Source organism: Klebsiella sp. w6 (assembly GCF_033100215.1).
Classification (GTDB): domain Bacteria; phylum Pseudomonadota; class Gammaproteobacteria; order Enterobacterales; family Enterobacteriaceae; genus Klebsiella; species Klebsiella variicola.
Map to the genome: position 1 here is coordinate 3,488,419 of NZ_CP136907.1, position 18,484 is coordinate 3,506,902.

At 59.2% G+C, this 18,484-nt stretch carries 15 protein-coding genes; 8 read left to right on the top strand and 7 right to left on the bottom strand.

The genetic code is table 11. The features are described from left to right. Nucleotides 1-3: 3 nt before the first annotated feature. A complete protein-coding gene (gene purB, locus R0140_RS17330) occupies nt 4-1,374 on the top strand; it encodes an adenylosuccinate lyase (protein WP_012968556.1) in 1,371 nt (456 codons plus the stop codon). 54 nt (nt 1,375-1,428) lie between these two features. On the opposite strand, the gene R0140_RS17335 is transcribed toward purB, so the two are convergent. Together R0140_RS17335 and R0140_RS17340 are read right to left on the bottom strand one after the other, a co-directional pair. Then, the gene (locus R0140_RS17335) at nt 1,429-1,791 is read right to left on the bottom strand and encodes a cupin domain-containing protein (protein ID WP_012542212.1); all 363 of its coding nucleotides are present in this window, start codon (nt 1,789-1,791) and stop codon (nt 1,429-1,431) included. Between the two features lie 83 nt (nt 1,792-1,874). Beyond that, nucleotides 1,875-2,432, bottom strand: a complete 558-nt coding sequence (locus R0140_RS17340; protein ID WP_317703869.1) for a helix-turn-helix domain-containing protein — start codon at nt 2,430-2,432, stop codon at nt 1,875-1,877. 283 nt (nt 2,433-2,715) lie between these two features. Here R0140_RS17340 and phoP point away from each other — a divergent pair, with 283 nt between their 5' ends. From phoP to R0140_RS17355, 3 genes are all read left to right on the top strand, one after another. Next, on the top strand, nt 2,716-3,387 hold the full coding sequence (phoP, locus tag R0140_RS17345) for a two-component system response regulator PhoP (protein ID WP_004150807.1): 672 nt from the start codon (nt 2,716-2,718) through the stop codon (nt 3,385-3,387). Next, nucleotides 3,387-4,853: a two-component system sensor histidine kinase PhoQ gene (gene phoQ, locus R0140_RS17350; protein WP_008806025.1), complete on the top strand. Its 1,467-nt coding sequence runs from the start codon at nt 3,387-3,389 to the stop codon at nt 4,851-4,853. Before phoP ends, phoQ begins: the two co-directional genes overlap by 1 nt. A gap of 85 nt (nt 4,854-4,938) precedes the next feature. Then, nucleotides 4,939-6,060 carry a ribosomal protein uL16 3-hydroxylase gene (locus tag R0140_RS17355; RefSeq protein WP_012542214.1) on the top strand — a complete coding sequence of 374 codons (1,122 nt, stop codon included), beginning with the start codon at nt 4,939-4,941 and terminating at the stop codon, nt 6,058-6,060. A gap of 508 nt (nt 6,061-6,568) precedes the next feature. Here R0140_RS17355 and pepT read toward each other — a convergent pair. Continuing rightward, on the bottom strand, nt 6,569-7,801 hold the full coding sequence (gene pepT / locus R0140_RS17360; protein ID WP_012542216.1) for a peptidase T: 1,233 nt from the start codon (nt 7,799-7,801) through the stop codon (nt 6,569-6,571). 257 nt (nt 7,802-8,058) lie between these two features. Between pepT and potA the strand changes: the two genes are divergently transcribed. From potA to potD, 4 genes are read left to right on the top strand one after another with little or no spacing between them, the layout of a single operon-like run. After that, complete coding sequence (gene potA / locus R0140_RS17365) at nt 8,059-9,195, top strand: spermidine/putrescine ABC transporter ATP-binding protein PotA (RefSeq protein WP_012542217.1); 1,137 nt, start codon at nt 8,059-8,061, stop codon at nt 9,193-9,195. Then, nucleotides 9,179-10,036, top strand: a complete 858-nt coding sequence (potB, locus tag R0140_RS17370) for a spermidine/putrescine ABC transporter permease PotB (RefSeq protein ID WP_008806020.1) — start codon at nt 9,179-9,181, stop codon at nt 10,034-10,036. Before potA ends, potB begins: the two co-directional genes overlap by 17 nt. Beyond that, nucleotides 10,033-10,818 carry a spermidine/putrescine ABC transporter permease PotC gene (gene potC, locus R0140_RS17375; RefSeq protein ID WP_012542218.1) on the top strand — a complete coding sequence of 262 codons (786 nt, stop codon included), beginning with the start codon at nt 10,033-10,035 and terminating at the stop codon, nt 10,816-10,818. Before potB ends, potC begins: the two co-directional genes overlap by 4 nt. Then, on the top strand, nt 10,815-11,861 hold the full coding sequence (gene potD / locus R0140_RS17380) for a spermidine/putrescine ABC transporter substrate-binding protein PotD (RefSeq protein ID WP_008806018.1): 1,047 nt from the start codon (nt 10,815-10,817) through the stop codon (nt 11,859-11,861). The genes potC and potD overlap by 4 nt, the downstream gene beginning before the upstream one ends. 45 nt (nt 11,862-11,906) lie before the next feature. On the opposite strand, the gene R0140_RS17385 is transcribed toward potD, so the two are convergent. The 4 genes from R0140_RS17385 to tal form a co-directional block, all read right to left on the bottom strand. Beyond that, a complete protein-coding gene (locus tag R0140_RS17385) occupies nt 11,907-13,631 on the bottom strand; it encodes an aldehyde dehydrogenase family protein (RefSeq protein ID WP_012968559.1) in 1,725 nt (574 codons plus the stop codon). Continuing rightward, on the bottom strand, nt 13,628-15,256 hold the full coding sequence (locus R0140_RS17390) for a long-chain fatty acid--CoA ligase (RefSeq protein WP_077139139.1): 1,629 nt from the start codon (nt 15,254-15,256) through the stop codon (nt 13,628-13,630). Before R0140_RS17390 ends, R0140_RS17385 begins: the two co-directional genes overlap by 4 nt. 237 nt (nt 15,257-15,493) lie before the next feature. Beyond that, nucleotides 15,494-17,497 (bottom strand): transketolase, encoded by a 2,004-nt coding sequence (gene tkt / locus R0140_RS17395; protein ID WP_077139138.1) that lies wholly within the window; start codon nt 17,495-17,497, stop codon nt 15,494-15,496. A gap of 19 nt (nt 17,498-17,516) precedes the next feature. Next, nucleotides 17,517-18,467, bottom strand: coding sequence for a transaldolase (gene tal, locus R0140_RS17400; RefSeq protein ID WP_004147958.1), 951 nt, complete (start codon nt 18,465-18,467; stop codon nt 17,517-17,519). Nucleotides 18,468-18,484 lie beyond the last annotated feature (17 nt).

Genomic DNA, 18,484 nt, shown 5'->3' on the forward strand with positions numbered 1-18,484 from the left:
TCTATGGAATTATCCTCACTGACCGCCGTTTCCCCTGTAGACGGCCGCTACGGCGATAAAGTCAGCGCGCTGCGCGGTATCTTCAGCGAATTCGGTTTGCTGAAATTCCGCGTTCAGGTGGAAGTACGTTGGCTGCAAAAACTGGCCGCCCACGCAGCGATCAAGGAAGTTCCTGCTTTTGCTGCCGACGCAAACGGTTTCCTTGACAAAATCGTCGCCGATTTCAGCGTCGAAGACGCGGAGCGCATCAAAACCATCGAGCGCACCACTAACCACGACGTGAAAGCGGTAGAGTATTTTCTGAAAGAGAAAGTCGCTGACGTCGCCGAGCTGCACGCGGTATCAGAGTTTATTCACTTCGCCTGTACGTCTGAAGACATCAATAACCTCTCCCACGCGCTGATGCTGAAAACCGCCCGCGACGAAGTGGTTCTGCCTTACTGGCGCAAGCTGATTGACGCGGTAAAAGATCTGGCAACCCAGTACCGCGATGTGCCGCTGCTCTCCCGTACCCACGGTCAGCCGGCAACGCCGTCCACCATGGGTAAAGAGATGGCGAACGTCGCCTACCGTATGGAGCGCCAGTACCGTCAGCTGAACCAGGTGGAAATCCTCGGTAAAATCAACGGCGCGGTGGGTAACTACAACGCCCACATCGCGGCCTACCCGGAAGTCGACTGGCATCAGTTCAGCGAAGAGTTCGTCACCTCGCTGGGCATTCAGTGGAACCCGTACACCACCCAGATCGAGCCGCATGACTACATCGCTGAGCTGTTTGACTGCATCGCGCGCTTCAACACCATTCTGATCGATTTCGATCGCGATGTGTGGGGCTACATCGCGCTCAACCACTTCAAACAGAAGACCATCGCCGGGGAAATCGGCTCCTCCACCATGCCGCACAAGGTGAACCCGATTGACTTCGAAAACTCCGAAGGCAACCTCGGCCTGGCCAATGCGGTCATGCAGCACCTGGCCAGCAAACTGCCGGTTTCCCGCTGGCAGCGCGACCTGACCGACTCCACCGTCCTGCGTAACCTCGGCGTGGGAATCGGCTATGCGCTGATCGCCTATCAGTCCACCCTCAAAGGGATCAGCAAGCTGGAGCTGAACCAGGATCGCCTGCTGGACGAACTGGATCACAACTGGGAAGTACTGGCTGAGCCGATCCAGACCGTGATGCGCCGTTACGGTATCGAAAAACCGTACGAGAAGCTGAAAGAGCTGACCCGCGGCAAACGCGTTGACGCGGAAGGGATGAAGCAGTTTATTGACAGCCTCGCCCTGCCGGAAGACGAAAAAGTGCGCCTCAAAGCGATGACCCCGGCCAACTATATTGGTCGGGCAACCACCATGGTTGACGAACTGAAGTAATCGCCCTGCCCCTCTTTCCGCCGGAAAGAGGGGCGTTGTGTCGCCGGAAAGCCATCAGATCCAGACGTCGTTCACCGCCGTCCGCTCGCCGCCCTCATGGCCGGTATTCAGTACGCCGCGCGGCTCAATCAGCATGAGCTTCGCTTCCGTCTCCGCCGAAGTCTTATGTTCCACACCTCGCGGCACGACGATCATCTCCCCGGCCTTCACCAGCACATGTCCGTCGCGGAAGTCCACGCGTAATACCCCCTCCACCACCATCAATGTCTCATCGGTTTCCGGGTGGCTGTGCCAGATAAAATCGCCGGCGATGCGCACGATCTTGAACTGATAGTCGTTCATCTCAGCCACCACTTTGGGCTGCCATTGTTCGCTGAACAGGGAAAATTTCTGAGCAAGATTAACGAGTTGATACATGGGCTGTCTCCTTGTGATAAAGGCAGTCAGCATAGTTCGCCTCGCCGCGGTCACGCTTGAACGATTGTGCAACCTGAGCCGCGCTAGCCGCGGATCGCCCGCAGCCAGCGGCCCGGAGAGAGACCAAAGCGGCTGATAAACTGGCGCGTCATGTGGCTCTGATCGGCAAACCCCGCGTCGGCGGCAATATCCACCAGACGTTCCCCGGCGCGCATCCGCTGGCGGCAAAAATCAAGCCGGCGCATCATGACGTAACGCCACGGGCTGGTGCCGTACAGCGTTCTGAAATCCCGGCTCAGGCTCCAGCGGTCCCGGCCGCTGACCTGCGATAAGGTGTCGAGGGTCATATCCTGCATAAAACAGGCATGGATATACTCCCGGGCCCTCTCCGCCGCCTGATAGTCAAATGCCTGGCGACGGGAACGCTGCCCGCCGACCACAGCCAGGGTCTGCGCCAGGTCGTACAGAGCATCCTCTTCCTCCAGCGGCTCGAAGGTGTCCGTGACCGCTTTTAACAACGGCTGCGCGGCGCAACGCAGGCGCGGATCCGCCGACAGGCCGCCGAAGAAGGCTTCGATGCGTTCCGTCTGACTGGGCGACTGCGCCAGCCTGACCCAGTCCGCACTTTTCTGCTGAGACATAATGGATAACCTGCGGCGTCATTGAGAGGTGATCCCAGCACTATTACACAAAAAATTAACATCACCAACCCGCGCACTGCCCGCGCTCTGCCGCTGGGCGTTTGCTGAAATTACGCATAGAATGAAGGAGTTCCATGCACTATGCGCAAAGGGCATCGCCGAAGGCTGGCCTGCCTGGCGGTGTTATGCGCCGTTGGTATAAAAAGCTTTATTTAACAGCTGTTTATATTTTGCGTATATAATGAGCGTCAGATTACTATCAACACAGGAAGGGAGAACAGTCATGCGCGTACTCGTGGTTGAGGATAACGCCCTGCTGCGTCACCACCTCAAAGTTCAGCTGCAGGAGCTGGGCCATCAGGTCGATGCGGCGGAAGATGCCAGGGAAGCGGACTACTATCTGGGCGAACATCTCCCGGATATCGCCATCGTCGACCTCGGCCTGCCGGATGAAGACGGACTATCGCTGATCCGCCGCTGGCGCAGCCACGATGTGTCGCTGCCGGTGCTGGTGCTGACCGCCCGCGAAGGATGGCAGGATAAAGTGGAAGTGCTGAGCGCCGGGGCGGATGATTACGTCACCAAGCCTTTCCATATTGAAGAGGTTGCCGCCCGCATGCAGGCGCTGCTGCGCCGCAACAGCGGCCTGGCCTCACAGGTGATCTCCCTGCCGCCGTTCCAGGTCGACCTCTCCCGGCGCGAGCTGTCAGTCAACGATCAGCCGATCAAGCTGACGGCCTTTGAGTACACCATTATGGAAACCCTGATCCGCAACCGCGGCAAAGTGGTCAGCAAAGATTCCCTGATGCTCCAGCTTTACCCGGATGCCGAACTGCGTGAGAGCCATACCATCGACGTACTGATGGGCCGGCTGCGCAAGAAAATTCAGGCTGAATACCCGCAGGACGTCATCACCACGGTGCGCGGCCAGGGCTATCTGTTCGAACTGCGCTGATGAAGGGACTGTTGCGGCATATCTTCCCCCTGTCATTACGGGTTCGCTTCCTGCTTGCGACCGCCGGGGTCGTACTGGTGCTCTCCCTGGCCTATGGCATGGTGGCGCTGGTGGGCTACAGTGTCAGCTTCGATAAAACCACCTTCCGCCTGCTGCGCGGCGAGAGCAATCTCTTTTATATGCTGGCGAAATGGGAGAACGGCGCTATTGACGTCGATATCCCGGAAAACCTGAATATGGAAAGCCCGACGGTGACCCTTATCTACGATGAGAGGGGTAAACTGCTGTGGGCGCAGCGCGATGTCCCCTGGCTGGCGAAACGCATTCAACCGGAATGGCTGAAGCGCAATGGTTTCCATGAGATCGAAGCCGATGTCGACAGCAGCAGCATGCTGCTGCGCAACAACCACGAGATTCAGGAACAGCTGGACGCCATCCGCGAGCAGGGCGACGATTCGGAGATGACCCACTCGGTGGCGATCAACCTCTATCCGGCCACCAGCAAAATGCCCCAGCTCAGCATTGTGGTGGTAGATACCATTCCGGTGGAGCTCAAGCGCAGCTATATGGTGTGGAGCTGGTTTATCTACGTGCTGGCCGCCAACCTGCTGCTGGTGATCCCCCTGCTGTGGGTCGCCGCATGGTGGAGCCTGCGGCCTATCGAGTCGCTGGCGAAAGAGGTACGTGAGCTGGAGGAGCACCACCGCGAAAAGCTCAATCCCAACACCACCCGCGAGCTGACCCGGCTGGTCAGCAACCTTAACCGGCTGGTTCGCAGCGAGCGTGAACGCTATGACAAATACCGCACCACCCTCACCGATCTCACCCACAGCCTGAAAACGCCGCTGGCGGTGATGCAGAGCACCCTGCGCTCGCTGCGCGGCGAGAAGATCAGCGTCGACGAGGCGGAGCCGGTGATGCTGGAGCAGATAAGCCGCATCTCGCAGCAGATTGGTTACTATCTGCATCGCGCCAGCATGCGCAGCGGCGGCACCCTGTTGAGCCGGGAGCTGCATCCGATCGCCCCGCTGCTTGATAGCCTGACCTCCGCTCTCAACAAGGTCTATCAGCGCAAAGGGGTCAATATCTCGCTCGACATCTCGCCGGAGATCACTTTTGTCGGCGAGCAGAATGATTTTATGGAAGTGATGGGTAACGTTCTCGATAACGCCTGTAAGTACTGTCTGGAGTTTGTGGAAGTTTCCGTGCGCCAGACCACCGACAGCCATCTGCATATTCTGGTGGAAGACGATGGCCCGGGGATCCCGCAGAGCCAGCGCCGCGCCGTCTTCGACCGCGGCCAGCGGGCAGATACGCTGCGCCCCGGCCAGGGTGTGGGGCTCTCCGTCGCCCGCGAAATCGTCGAGCAATATGACGGGGAGATTATCGCCAGCGAAAGCCTGCTCGGCGGCGCCTGCATGGAGGTGGTGTTTGGCCGCCAGCTGATGGAAGATAAACAGGGTTAATCATTGAGTTTTTTAACGGCGCCTGCATCGCCGGGGCGCCGCATCCGTTATAATCCCTGTCAGACACCTGCAGTGGAATATCAATATGGATTATCAATTAACGCTTAACTGGCCCGACTTTATCGAACGCTACTGGCAAAAACGGCCGGTGGTACTGAAGCGCGGCTTCGCCAATTTTATCGACCCCCTAAGCCCGGACGAACTGGCTGGACTGGCCATGGAGAGCGAGGTCGATAGCCGCCTTGTCAGCCATCAGGATGGAAAATGGCAGGTCAGTCACGGTCCCTTCGAAAGCTACGATCACCTGAGTGAAAACAACTGGTCCCTGCTGGTGCAGGCGGTTAACCACTGGCATGAACCCTCAGCGGCGCTGATGCATCCGTTCCGCGCTCTGCCGGACTGGCGTATCGACGATCTGATGATCTCCTTCTCGGTACCCGGGGGCGGCGTCGGTCCGCATCTGGATCAGTATGATGTGTTTATCATTCAGGGCACCGGCCGTCGGCGCTGGCGCGTCGGGGAAAAGGTGCCGATGAAACAGCACTGCCCGCATCCGGACCTGCTGCAGGTTGACCCCTTCGAGGCGATCATCGATGAAGAGATGGAGCCGGGCGATATTCTCTATATTCCGCCAGGATTCCCGCATGAGGGGTACTCGCTGGAAAATTCGCTAAACTATTCGGTCGGCTATCGCGCGCCGAATGCCCGCGAGCTGTTCAGCGGCTTTGCCGACTACGTTCTCCAGCGCGAACTGGGCAGCCAGCGCTACGCCGATCCGGACGTGCCGTCGCGCGACCATCCGGCGGATATTTTACCCGTCGAACTCGACCGCCTGCGCGAGATGATGCTGGGTCTGATTAACCAACCGGAGCACTTTAAGCAGTGGTTCGGCGAGTTTATCACCCAGTCACGTCATGAGCTCGACGTCGCACCGCCGGAGCCGCCGTATCAGCCAGATGAGATTTACGATGCCCTGCAGCAGGGCGATACCCTGGAACGCCTGGGTGGCCTGCGGGTGCTGCGCATTGACGGCGAGGTGTTCGTCAATGGCGAGAAGATCAACTCCCCGCACCGCCCGGCGCTGGACGCCTTAGCCACCCATCTGACGCTGCGCGCCGACCATTTTGGCGATGCGCTGGAAGATCCGTCATTCCTCGCCATGCTGGCAGCGCTGGTCAACAGCGGCTACTGGTTCTTTGGCGACTGAGCCATCATCCTGCCCGGCGGCGCTGCGCTTGCCGGGCCTACAAACAGCACGATTTCCGTAGCTCCTGTATCGGTTTGCAACGGTTTCGACCCGGGAAAAACGTTTGTTCTGTGTTATTTCCGAGCAGATTGCGCTCCCAATATGTATTCTGCGTTATGTTACTCATGAAGTAGGGAGCGCACAGGGGGCGGCCAGTCGCCGCCGCCCCCTGTACCCCCGGGCTCCGGCCAGCAAAATCGCCACTTCGTGGTGCCTTCGACTTATCCCTGCAGGCTTCGGGTCGGGCCGAGGCAGCGTCCGTGCAAAACACGGCCCTCAGCCCGCATCCATGCGGGCTGCCCCTGCCTTCCGGGAACGTCTCAGCGATTTTGAGGCCGCCAACACCGGCAGTTTCAGTCGCGCAAGTGGGTAAATTAGCATCAGATCGCACGAGTCGTAGGCCGGATAGGGCGAAGCCGCCATCCGGCATCTTGTGCGACAAGCAGAATGACCGGCCTGGTTGCGAAGGCTATTTCCCTTTTCGTGTTGCCGTCAGCTCGGCGATACGCACGATCACCTGCACCGCCTTCTCCATCCCTTCCAGGGTGACAAACTCATGTTTGCCGTGATAGTTGTAGCCGCCGGTAAACAGGTTCGGGCACGGCAGTCCCATAAACGAGAGCTGCGCGCCGTCGGTGCCGCCGCGGATCGGCTTCATCTGCGGTTCAATATCGCAGTCCACCATCGCCTGGCGGGCAATATCGACCACGTGTGGATGGGCGATAACCTGCTCATGCATGTTGTAATAACTGTCCTCAATCACCAGCTCGATATAGCAGTCCGGGTGCAGCCCCTTGCCGACCTTTTTGGCGATCTCCATCATCTTGCGTTTACGCGCCTCAAAGTGCTTGCGGTCAAAATCGCGGATGATGTAGTGCATCTCGGCCCGATCCACGCTGCCTTTGATGCTGGTGAGGTGATAAAAGCCTTCATAACCTTCGGTGGTCTCCGGCGCCTCGTCGGCCGGCACTTCGGCATGAATGCGCGCGGCCAGCGACAGCGCATTGACCATCACCCCTTTTGCGGTGCCGGGATGCACGTTATTGCCGACAATCTTGATGGTCACCGAGGCGGCGTTGAAGTTTTCAAACTCCAGTTCTCCCACGCCACCACCGTCGACGGTATAGGCCCAGCGGGCGTCAAAGGCCTCGACATCGAAATGCTTCGCCCCTTTTCCGACCTCTTCATCGGGGGTGAAGGCCACGCGGATATCGCCATGAGGGATGTTTTTCGCCTGCAGGGTCGCCAGCGCGGTCATGATCTCGGCGATGCCGGCCTTGTCGTCCGCCCCCAGCAGCGTTTTCCCGTCGGTGGTGATCAGCGTCTGCCCCAAAAGCTGATGCAGAACCGGGAACATCACCGGGGAGAGCACCTCATCGCCGATACCCAGCGCGATATCGCCGCCGCGATAGTTTTCGACAATCTGCGGATTAACGTTTTTACCGCTGAAATCCGGGGAAGTATCGACGTGAGAGATAAAGCCGATGGCCGGGATATCGCCCTCCACGTTGGCGGGCAGGGTTCCCATTACCGTCCCTTTTTCACTCAGCGTTACCTTGACCAGTCCCATTTCTTCCAGCTGCGCCTGCAACAGGCGTAACAGCTTCCACTGCCCTTCCGTGCTGGGGACCTGACGAACGCCAGGCTTCGACTGCGTGTCCAAAGAAACGTACTGCAAAAAACGCTCAAGCAATTTATCCATGTAGCCACCCTCTTCTTTTGTGACAACATTATTCATAAGCCAGAAAAGACAAATATTGCGTCAGGTCATTCTTAGCCCGTAAAGCGAAATTTAATAACGGAACCGACGTTATGGTGTAAAGGTAGACTATGCAGGCGTATCAAGGATTGGCGATTACCCTTGTTTGCCGTAGAATGCTGGCCCTTATTAAAAAAGTGCAACCCCAAAGGTGGTTAATCACAAACCCCGCAGCGGTCGGAAGTTTCCGTTGCGTCTACATGGGACAGAGTCAAAAATTGAATATACAACCGCGTTCGCGTTCGCCGCTGGTGCAACTGGCGGGAATTCGCAAGAGCTTTGATGGTAAAACGGTCATCGATAACCTTAACCTGACCATCAACAATGGTGAGTTTCTCACCCTGCTTGGCCCCTCTGGCTGCGGTAAAACCACCGTTCTGCGCCTTATCGCCGGCCTGGAAAACGTCGACAGCGGACGGATCCATCTCGAAGATCACGATATCACCCATGTCCCGGCGGAAAACCGCCACGTCAATACCGTCTTTCAAAGCTACGCCCTGTTTCCGCATATGACGGTATTCGAGAACGTCGCCTTTGGCCTGCGGATGCAGAAAACCCCGGCGGCGGAAATCACCCCGCGGGTTCTGGATGCCTTAAAGATGGTGCAGCTGGAAGACTTTGCCCAGCGCAAACCGCACCAGCTCTCCGGCGGCCAGCAGCAGCGCGTGGCCATCGCCCGCGCGGTGGTTAACAAACCGCGCCTGCTGCTGCTCGATGAATCCCTTTCGGCGCTGGATTACAAGTTGCGCAAGCAGATGCAGAACGAACTGAAAGCGCTGCAGCGTAAGCTCGGGATCACCTTCGTCTTCGTGACCCACGATCAGGAAGAGGCCCTGACCATGTCCGATCGCATCGTGGTCATGCGCGATGGAAAAATCGAACAGGACGGCACCCCGCGAGAGATCTACGAAGAGCCGAAAAACCTGTTCGTCGCCAGCTTTATCGGCGAGATCAATATCTTCGACGCCACCGTGATCGAGCGCCTCGACGAGCAGCGCGTGCGCGCCAACGTCGAAGGACGGGAGTGCAATATCACCGTCAATTTTGCCGTGGAGGCCGGCCAGCGTCTGCACGTCCTGCTGCGCCCGGAAGATCTGCGCGTCGATGAGATCCACCACAACAGCGACGCCGACGGCCTGATCGGCTATGTGCGAGAGCGTAACTATAAGGGGATGACCCTTGAGTCGGTGGTCGAGCTGGAAAACGGCAAAATGGTGATGGTCAGCGAGTTCTTTAACGAAGACGACCCGGATTTCGACCACTCTCTTGACCAGAAAATGTCTATCAATTGGGTGGAGAGCTGGGAGGTGGTGCTGGCCGATGAAGAACTCCAGTAAATTCCAGAATGTGGTGATCGCCACCATCGTCGGTTGGCTGGTGCTGTTTGTCTTCCTGCCCAACCTGATGATCATCGCCACCAGCTTTCTGACCCGCGACGACGCCAACTTCGTCAAGCTGGTCTTCACGCTGGACAACTACTCGCGGCTGCTGGATCCGCTCTACTACGACGTGCTACTGCATTCGCTGAACATGGCGCTGCTGGCGACCCTCGCCTGCCTGGCGCTGGGCTACCCGTTTGCGTGGTTCCTCGCCCGGCTGCCGCAGAAGGTGCGCCCCCTGCTGCTGTTCCTGCTGATCGTTCCCTTCTGGACCAACTCGTTGATCCGTATTTACGGGCTGAAGATTTTCCTCAGTACCAAAGGCTATCTGAACGAATTCCTGCTGTGGTTAGGGGTGATCGACACGCCGATACGCATTATGTTCACCCCCTCGGCGGTGATTATCGGCCTGGTATATATCCTGCTGCCGTTTATGGTGATGCCGCTCTACTCCAGCATTGAGAAACTGGATCGCCCGCTGCTGGAAGCGGCGAAAGATCTCGGCGCCAGCAAGCTGCAGACCTTTATCCGCATTATCATCCCGCTGACCATGCCGGGGATCATCGCCGGCTGTCTGCTGGTGATGTTGCCGGCGATGGGGCTGTTCTACGTTTCCGACCTGATGGGCGGCGCCAAGAACCTGCTGATCGGCAACGTGATCAAGAGTCAGTTCCTGAATATTCGCGACTGGCCGTTCGGCGCGGCAACCAGCATTACCTTAACCCTGGTGATGGGCCTGATGCTGTTGATTTACTGGCGCGCGGCGCGCCTGCTGAATAAAAAGGTGGAGCTGGAATGATCGGTCGACTGCTGCGCGGCGGCTTTATGACCGCCATCTACGCGTATCTCTACATCCCTATTATTATTCTGATCGTTAACTCGTTTAACCGGTCGCGCTTTGGTATCAACTGGCAGGGGTTCACCACCGACTGGTATAGCCTGCTGATGAACAACGATAGCCTGCTGCAGGCCGCCCAGCATTCCCTGACCATGGCGGTGCTGTCGGCAACCTTCGCCACCCTTATCGGCTCGCTGACCGCCGTGGCGCTGTACCGCTACCGCTTTCGCGGCAAGCCGTTCGTTAGCGGCATGCTGTTTGTGGTGATGATGTCGCCCGATATTGTCATGGCCATCTCCCTGCTGGTGCTGTTTATGCTGATCGGTATTCAGCTTGGTTTCTGGTCGCTGCTGTTTTCGCATATCACCTTTTGCCTGCCGTTTGTGGTGGTCACCGTTTACTCCCGGCTGAAAGGCTTTGATGTGCGGATGCTGGAGGCAGCGAAAGATCTGGGCGCCAGCGAGATGACCATCCTGCGCAAAATCATCCTGCCGCTGGCCCTGCCGGCGGTCGCCGCCGGGTGGTTGCTGAGCTTCACGTTGTCGATGGATGACGTGGTGGTCTCTTCGTTCGTGACCGGTCCGGGATATGAAATTCTGCCGCTGAAGATCTATTCGATGGTCAAGGTTGGCGTTTCGCCTGAGGTGAACGCCCTGGCCACGATTCTGTTGGTTCTGTCGCTGGTGATGGTCATCGCCAGTCAGTTAATTGCACGTGATAAAACTCAGGGGACGTTAAAATGAAAAAATGGTCACGCCACCTGCTCGCAGCCGGCGCTCTGGCAATCGGCATGAGCGCCGCGCACGCGGACGATAGCAAAACGCTCTATTTTTATAACTGGACCGAATACGTACCGCCGGGCCTGCTGGAGCAGTTCACCAAAGAGACCGGCATCAAGGTCATCTATTCGACCTACGAGTCGAACGAAACCATGTATGCCAAGCTCAAGACCTATAAAGACGGCGCGTACGACCTGGTCGTCCCGTCGACCTACTTCGTCGACAAGATGCGTAAAGAAGGGATGCTGCAGAAGATCGATAAGAGTAAGCTGACTAACTTCAGCAACCTCGATCCGCAGATGCTGAACAAACCGTTCGATCCGAATAACGACTACTCCATTCCCTATATCTGGGGGGCGACGGCTATCGGCGTCAACAGCGATGCGATTGATCCGAAAACCATCACCAGCTGGGCCGACCTGTGGAAGCCGGAATACAAAAGCAGCCTGCTGCTGACCGACGACGCGCGCGAAGTGTTCCAGATGGCGCTGCGTAAGCTAGGCTATTCCGGCAACACCACCGACCCGAAAGAGATTGAAGCCGCCTATAACGAGCTGAAAAAGCTGATGCCTAACGTCGCGGCGTTTAACTCCGATAACCCGGCGAACCCGTATATGGAAGGCGAAGTGAACCTCGGGATGGTATGGAACGGCTCGGCTTACGTCGCACGCCAGGCCGGTACCCCGCTGGAGGTGATCTGGCCGAAAGAAGGCGGCATCTTCTGGATGGACAGCCTGTCGATCCCGGCGAATGCCAAAAACGTCGACGGCGCGCTGAAGCTGATTAACTTCCTGCTGCGCCCGGATGTCGCCAAACAGGTCGCGGAAACCATCGGCTACCCCACGCCAAACCTGGCGGCACGCAAAATGCTCAGCCCGGCAGTGGCCAACGATAAATCGCTCTATCCGGACGCTGCGACCATTGAGAAAGGCGAATGGCAGAATGACGTCGGCAGCGCCAGCGCCATTTATGAAGAGTATTACCAGAAGCTGAAAGCGGGCCGCTAATCCCGCAGGGCGGAACCGCGGTTCCGCCTTTTTTTTGCTCTCACCTTAGCCCCTCAGCGCGCGCCAGAGGATCGCCGGCAGCTTGCGCCAGCGCGGCCGATGATAAAAATCCACCAGCTTCTGCGCCACCGCTTCCTGCCCCCGGTGGGTAATAAACCAGGGCGGCAGGGGCATCAGCGTCAGTTCGCCATGCCACAGACTGCGCGGAAACGGCCGAAACGGCGCCTCAATCACCGTGCGCTCGGTTTTCTCCAGCATAAAGCTGTTATGCACCTTGCCCCGCCCGCTCTGAATATCGTCGAGCGTGTGGCCGGGAAACGCGCCCCACGGGCAAGGGGCCAACAGGAAAGCCACCCCGCTCCAGCAGTTGATCGCCACCGTGCCGTAGCGCAGCTCAGCGATTAACGCGTTAAAACGCTTACGTCCAATCGCTTTGCGGGTGCGCGGATGGATCACAATATTGGCCCCCAGCGTGCCCTGCAGCCGCTGATTCGCATAGCCGATCGCCTGGCGCAGAAAACTTTCCGCACTGTCGGCCTCAAGACGAGTGACCGACAGCCCCGGGCCAAAGACCTCCTGCTGACAGAGCGCCGGGTCATCGTCGGTGTTCGCCACAATCAACGGCAGCGCGTCGCCACGCGCTATCTCCAGCGGCTGGCGGGCGCGCAGGCGAAAGTCGGTCAGCCTTTTTTCAGCGCCGGGGTAGTAGTCCGGGCGGGTATTCGCGGCGATCAGCCGGTACAGCTGATTCAGCAAGCCCGTCGCTGGCTCCCAGCCCTGCTGCAGGATCAGCACCTGGCTGGCCACGCAGTTAAACCCGCCGTTGTTCATCTTCTGCGTCGCCAGCTGCTGCGCCTGAAAAGCGATATCCGCCTCGCTCCACGGCCCGGGTACGATAATGGTAGGGCTGACGCCGCCCAGCTCCGAAGTCACCCGACGCGGGTTCAGCGGCGTCCCGGCGGCCCGACGCTGGCGAGCCGCTTCACCGTCGCCCCAGACGATGACGTCATGGGTCTCGCGAGAGCCGGTGATATGGATCTCATCGACAGCGGGATGGCTGGTCAGCCATGCTCCCGCCTGGGCGTCGCCGGTGACGATGCGGAGCGCATCCATGGCAATCAGCGGTGCCAGGGCCTGGGCCAGCAGATCGTGCAGATAATCATTCACCGGGTTGAGCTTCAGCAGGCAGACCTGATTTTCAATAAACAGCTTGTGTAGCACATCCAGTGGCGCAATCGAGGCCACATTGCCGGCGCCAAGCACCAGCGCCAGCTTGCCCTGCCGCGCGGCCGGCGGGATGTCGTATGCCCGCGCCGCATAGCGGTCGAGATGGGCCCGGGTGACGCCTGGCTGCATCCATATCTCAGCGCGAACTCCAGACAGCAACAGTCGATCCCAGAGCGTGCCGGGCACCACCCGCAGCGCCAGGCGGCCGTCCGCCAGCGTCCGCAGCGGGATCCGCCGCAGAAAGGTCTTCTCTTCCAGCTGCTCCAGGGTGGCGATGAGCCCGTTGCAGCCGACCATTAGCGCGCAGGGGCCCGCCAGCCACTCCTCCCCCGCCAGCGGATCGCCCGCCGGCAGCCCTTTGGCCGCCGCCGCCGCGGCCACCCACGCCGGGGCAATACCAGCCAGGGCATCCTTGATCTGGCGCAGCAGCGCCAGACGACGGTTCACTGAGGTTTCCGCCCAACGCTGGCGCGCCGCCGACAAGGCGTACAGGGCAGCATCATACTGAGAGCAGGTCGTCAGACCGGGTCGCGCATGGCTCATTTTCCCTCACTCATTAAAATCTCTCCGTAGGCCTGGCGCAGTTGATTTTTGAGCACCTTACCCGTGGCGCTGACCGGTAGCGCGTCGACAAATATCACCCGGTCCGGGATCTGCCACTTTGGTACCCGCGTCTCAAACCAGGTCAGCAGATCGGTCTCTTCCACTTCGCCCCCTTCCGCGCGAACGCACAGCAGCACCGGCCGCTCGTCCCAGCGCGGATGACGGGCGGCGATGGCCGCCGCGCTGCGCACCGCCGGATGCGCGATGGCGATATTCTCCAGCTCAACGGTGGAGATCCACTCGCCACCGGACTTGATAATATCCTTTGCCCGATCGCAGATCACCAGATAACCATTGGCGTCGAGCGTACCGATATCGCCGGTATCAAACCAGCCTCCCGCGGTCAGGGCGCTCGCGTCCTGACCATAGTACTGCTCCACCACCCAGTGCCCTCTGACCTGCAGATACCCCTGACTTTGACCATCCCGGGGCAACGGTTCGCCATCCACGTCCACTACCTGCAGTTCGATGCCGAATATGGGCCGCCCCTGACCGGCGCGCTGCTTTTGCCGCTCCTGTGCCGGGAGCGCGTCATGTTTGCTCAACGGCGTGTTGATGGTGCCGATAGGCGATGTTTCGGTCATTCCCCAGGCGTGGGTCAGTTCAATGCCGTAATCACGCTGAAAGGCCTCGGCTATCGACGGCGGCAGCGCGGAGCCGCCAACCAGTGCACGTTTAAATTCAGGCAGCCGGACCTCTGTCCGGCGCATCGCCGCCAGCAAGCCGGCCCAGATCACCGGCACGCCAAACCCCACCGTTACCTTCTCGGCGGCCAGCAGCTGCAGCAGGCTGTCGCCATCGAGGTGCGGCCCCGGCAGCACCAGCCGCGCGCCGACCATAGCGGCGATAAACGGCGTCCCCCACGCGTTGACATGGAACATCGGCACCACCGGCAACAGGCTGTCCTTCGCCGATATGCCGGCGGCGTCCGGCTGGTTGCCGCTCAGGGCGTGCAGGACCAGCGAACGATGGGTATTCAACACCCCTTTCGGCCGGCCGGTAGTTCCCGAGGTGTAGCAGAGCGAAGCTGGGGTCAGTTCATTGAGCTGCGGCCAGCGATAGTCTACTGTCCCCTGCTGCAACAGATCGTCAAAAAACAGCAATGAGGGCAACTGGCTGAGCGCCGCTTCGCTGCGGGGTTCCATCAGCACGATGTGTTTCACCGTCGGGAGCTGCGGCAGCAGCTGCGCCACCAGTGGCAGAAAGGTCTGGTCAAAAAACAGCACTTCGTCGGCAGCGTCGTTGAGGATATACCGCAGATGGTCAACCGACAGCCGCGGGTTGACAGTGTGTGTCACCCAGCCGCCGGAGGCGACGGCAAAATAGATCTCCAGGTGGCGGCGATTGTTCCATGCCAGGGTAGCGCAGCGGGCGCCTGGCGGCAGCCCCAGCGACGCCAGCGCCGACGCCAGCCGCTGAGCGCGGCTGGCCACCTCCCCCCAGCTGCTGCGCTCCTGCTCACCGCCAGTACTCACCGAGACAATCTCGGTCTCGCTGTGATATTGCGCCGCATGGCCGAGCAGCGCGGCAGTGGTGAGATCCTGATAAATCATCGGTGACGGCATTACGGGGTCTCCTTTACAGACTTCCGGCAGGGAACAGGGTCGCGGCGCGATCGTGCGGGCGCCTATTGAATCTGGTCTACATTTGCCGGTCTGCACAAAAAAACGTACAGAAATCAGCGGTCACGCACAAAATAGAGTAAGAAATGATTCAGGAGGAAAAAGACGAAATCATAACAGGCAGGTCATTGCTTAGGGCGGCTATCGCCCGGCAGCGGGCCGGGCGATAGCAGTGGGGATTTACAGCAGCGCTTTCGCTTTAGCGAGCACGTTGTCGACGGTGAAGCCGAACTCTTCGAACAGCTGCTCAGCCGGCGCAGACTCACCGAAGGTGGTCATGCCAACGATAGCGCCGTTCAGGCCAACGTATTTGAACCAGTAGTCCGCGATACCGGCTTCTACCGCGACGCGGGCAGAAACGGCTTTCGGCAGTACGGATTCACGATAAGCGGCATCCTGCTTGTCGAACGCGTCGGTGGACGGCATGGAGACCACGCGCGCCTTCACGCCTTCGGCAGTCAGTTTGTCCCACGCGGCAACCGCCAGCTCTACTTCGGAACCGGTGGCGATGAAGATCAGCTCCGGCTGGCCGGCACAATCTTTCAGCACGTAACCGCCGCGAGCGACGTTTGCCAGCTGCTCTGCGGTACGCTCCTGCTGCGCCAGGTTCTGACGGGAGAGGATCAGCGCGGTCGGGCCGTCCTGACGCTCTACGCCATATTTCCACGCAATCGCGGATTCAACCTGGTCACACGGACGCCAGGTGGACATGTTCGGCGTCACGCGCAGGGAAGCCACCTGCTCTACCGGCTGGTGAGTCGGGCCGTCTTCACCCAGACCGATGGAGTCGTGGGTGTAGACCATCACCTGACGCTGTTTCATCAGCGCGGCCATACGTACCGCATTACGCGCGTATTCCACGAACATCAGGAAGGTGGAGGTGTACGGCAGGAAACCGCCGTGCAGCGCGATACCGTTGGCGATAGCGGTCATACCAAATTCACGCACGCCGTAATGAATGTAGTTACCCGCGGTGTCTTCGTTGATCGGCTTAGAACCAGACCACAGGGTCAGGTTGGACGGCGCCAGGTCAGCGGAGCCGCCGAGGAATTCCGGCAGCAGCGGGCCGAAGGCTTCGATAGCATTCTGCGACGCTTTACGGCTGGCGATTTTCGCCGGGTTAGCCTGCAGCTTCGCGATGAACTCGTTAGCTTTGGCGTCGAAGTCAGACGGCATTTCACCTTTCATACGACGGGTGAATTCGGCCGCTTCCTGCGGGAAGGCTTTCGCGTAGGCAGCAAACTTCTCATTCCACGCCGCTTCTTTCGCCTGGCCGGCTTCTTTGGCATCCCACTGGGCATAGATGTCAGACGGGATGTCAAACGGCGCGTGTTTCCAGCCCAGCGCTTCGCGGGTCAGCGCGATTTCTGCGTCGCCCAGCGGTGCGCCGTGGGAGTCGTGGGTACCGGCTTTGTTCGGCGAACCAAAACCAATGATGGTTTTGCACATCAGCAGGGACGGTTTGTCGGTGACCGCACGCGCTTCTTCTACTGCGCGTTTGATGGCGTCAGCGTCGTGACCGTCCACGCCGCGCACCACGTGCCAGCCGTAGGCTTCAAAGCGTTTCGCGGTATCGTCGGTGAACCAGCCTTCAACGTGGCCGTCGATGGAGATGCCGTTGTCATCATAGAAGGCCACCAGTTTGCCCAGCTTCAGGGTCCCGGCCAGGGAGCACACTTCGTGAGAAATGCCTTCCATCATGCAGCCGTCGCCCATGAAGGCGTAGGTGTAGTGGTCGACGATATCGTGGCCCGGACGGTTGAACTGCGCCGCCAGAGTTTTCTCGGCAATAGCCATCCCGACCGCGTTAGCGATACCCTGGCCCAGCGGACCGGTGGTGGTTTCCACGCCCGCGGTGTAGCCGACTTCCGGGTGACCCGGGGTTTTGGAGTGCAGCTGGCGGAAGTTTTTCAGCTCTTCAATCGGCAGATCGTAGCCAGTGAGGTGCAGCAGGCTGTAAATCAGCATCGAACCATGGCCATTTGACAACACAAAACGGTCACGGTCAGCCCAGGCCGGATTGTTCGGGTTATGGTTCAGGAAATCACGCCACAGCACTTCGGCAATGTCAGCCATACCCATCGGGGCCCCCGGGTGGCCGGATTTGGCTTTCTGTACAGCGTCCATGCTCAGGGCGCGCAGCGCGTTGGCGCATTGGCAGCGAATGGTTTTTGTCGTCTTCATCAGTCTTTATCCCTGCGGCTTACAGCATCTGCTGAATCTGTTGTTCCAGTTTCACCTGATCGACAGCAAACAGTCGGATCCCTTCCGCTAGTTTTTCCACTGCCATGGGATCCTGATGATGCTGCCAGAGAAACTCCGCCTGCGTCATCGGGCTGGGACGAGTTTCCGTCACGCAGCCGGGGGTCAACTGACGGGTCAACACTCCTTCGCTGGCCGCCAGCTCGTCCAGCAGTGCCGGAGAGATAGTCAGGCGATCGCAGCCCGCCAGCGCCTGGATCTGCTCAATACGACGGAAGCTGGCGCCCATTACCACCGTGTCATAGCCATGGGATTTGTAATACTGATAAATCTGGCGCACAGAGACCACGCCCGGATCGCTGTCCACCTGATAGGCTGACTGCGGCTGGTGCTTCTGATACCAGTCGTAGATGCGGCCCACAAAGGGCGAGATGAGAAAGACGCCCGCTTCGGCGCATGCCCGGGCCTGAGCGAAAGAGAACAGCAGCGTCAGGTTGCAGTTTATACCGCTCTGCTCCAGCTCTTCGGCAGCGCGAATGCCCTCCCAGGTGGCGGCGAGCTTAATTAGAATCCGCTCGGGACCAATGCCATTTTTTTCATATAACTGGATGAGCTTGCGCGCCTTCGCGACGCACATCCCGCGATCCCAGGCAAAGCGGGCATCCACTTCGGTGGAGATACGCCCGGGCACATGGCGCAGCACCTCGCTGCCGATATCCACTGCCACCTGATCGCAGGCGTTAATCAATTGTGTTTCTGCGCTGCCTCCCTGGCGGCGTGCCTTGCCAATCGCATCGGCAATCAGCGGCTGATACTGCGGCAGCTGCGCGGCCTTCAGCACCAGCGAGGGGTTGGTGGTCGCATCCTGGGGTGCAAACTTTTTAATCGATTCAATATCGCCGGTATCAGCAACAACCGTGGTGTATTTTTTCAGTTCGTCTAACTGGCTCATCATCTGTTCCTTATCTT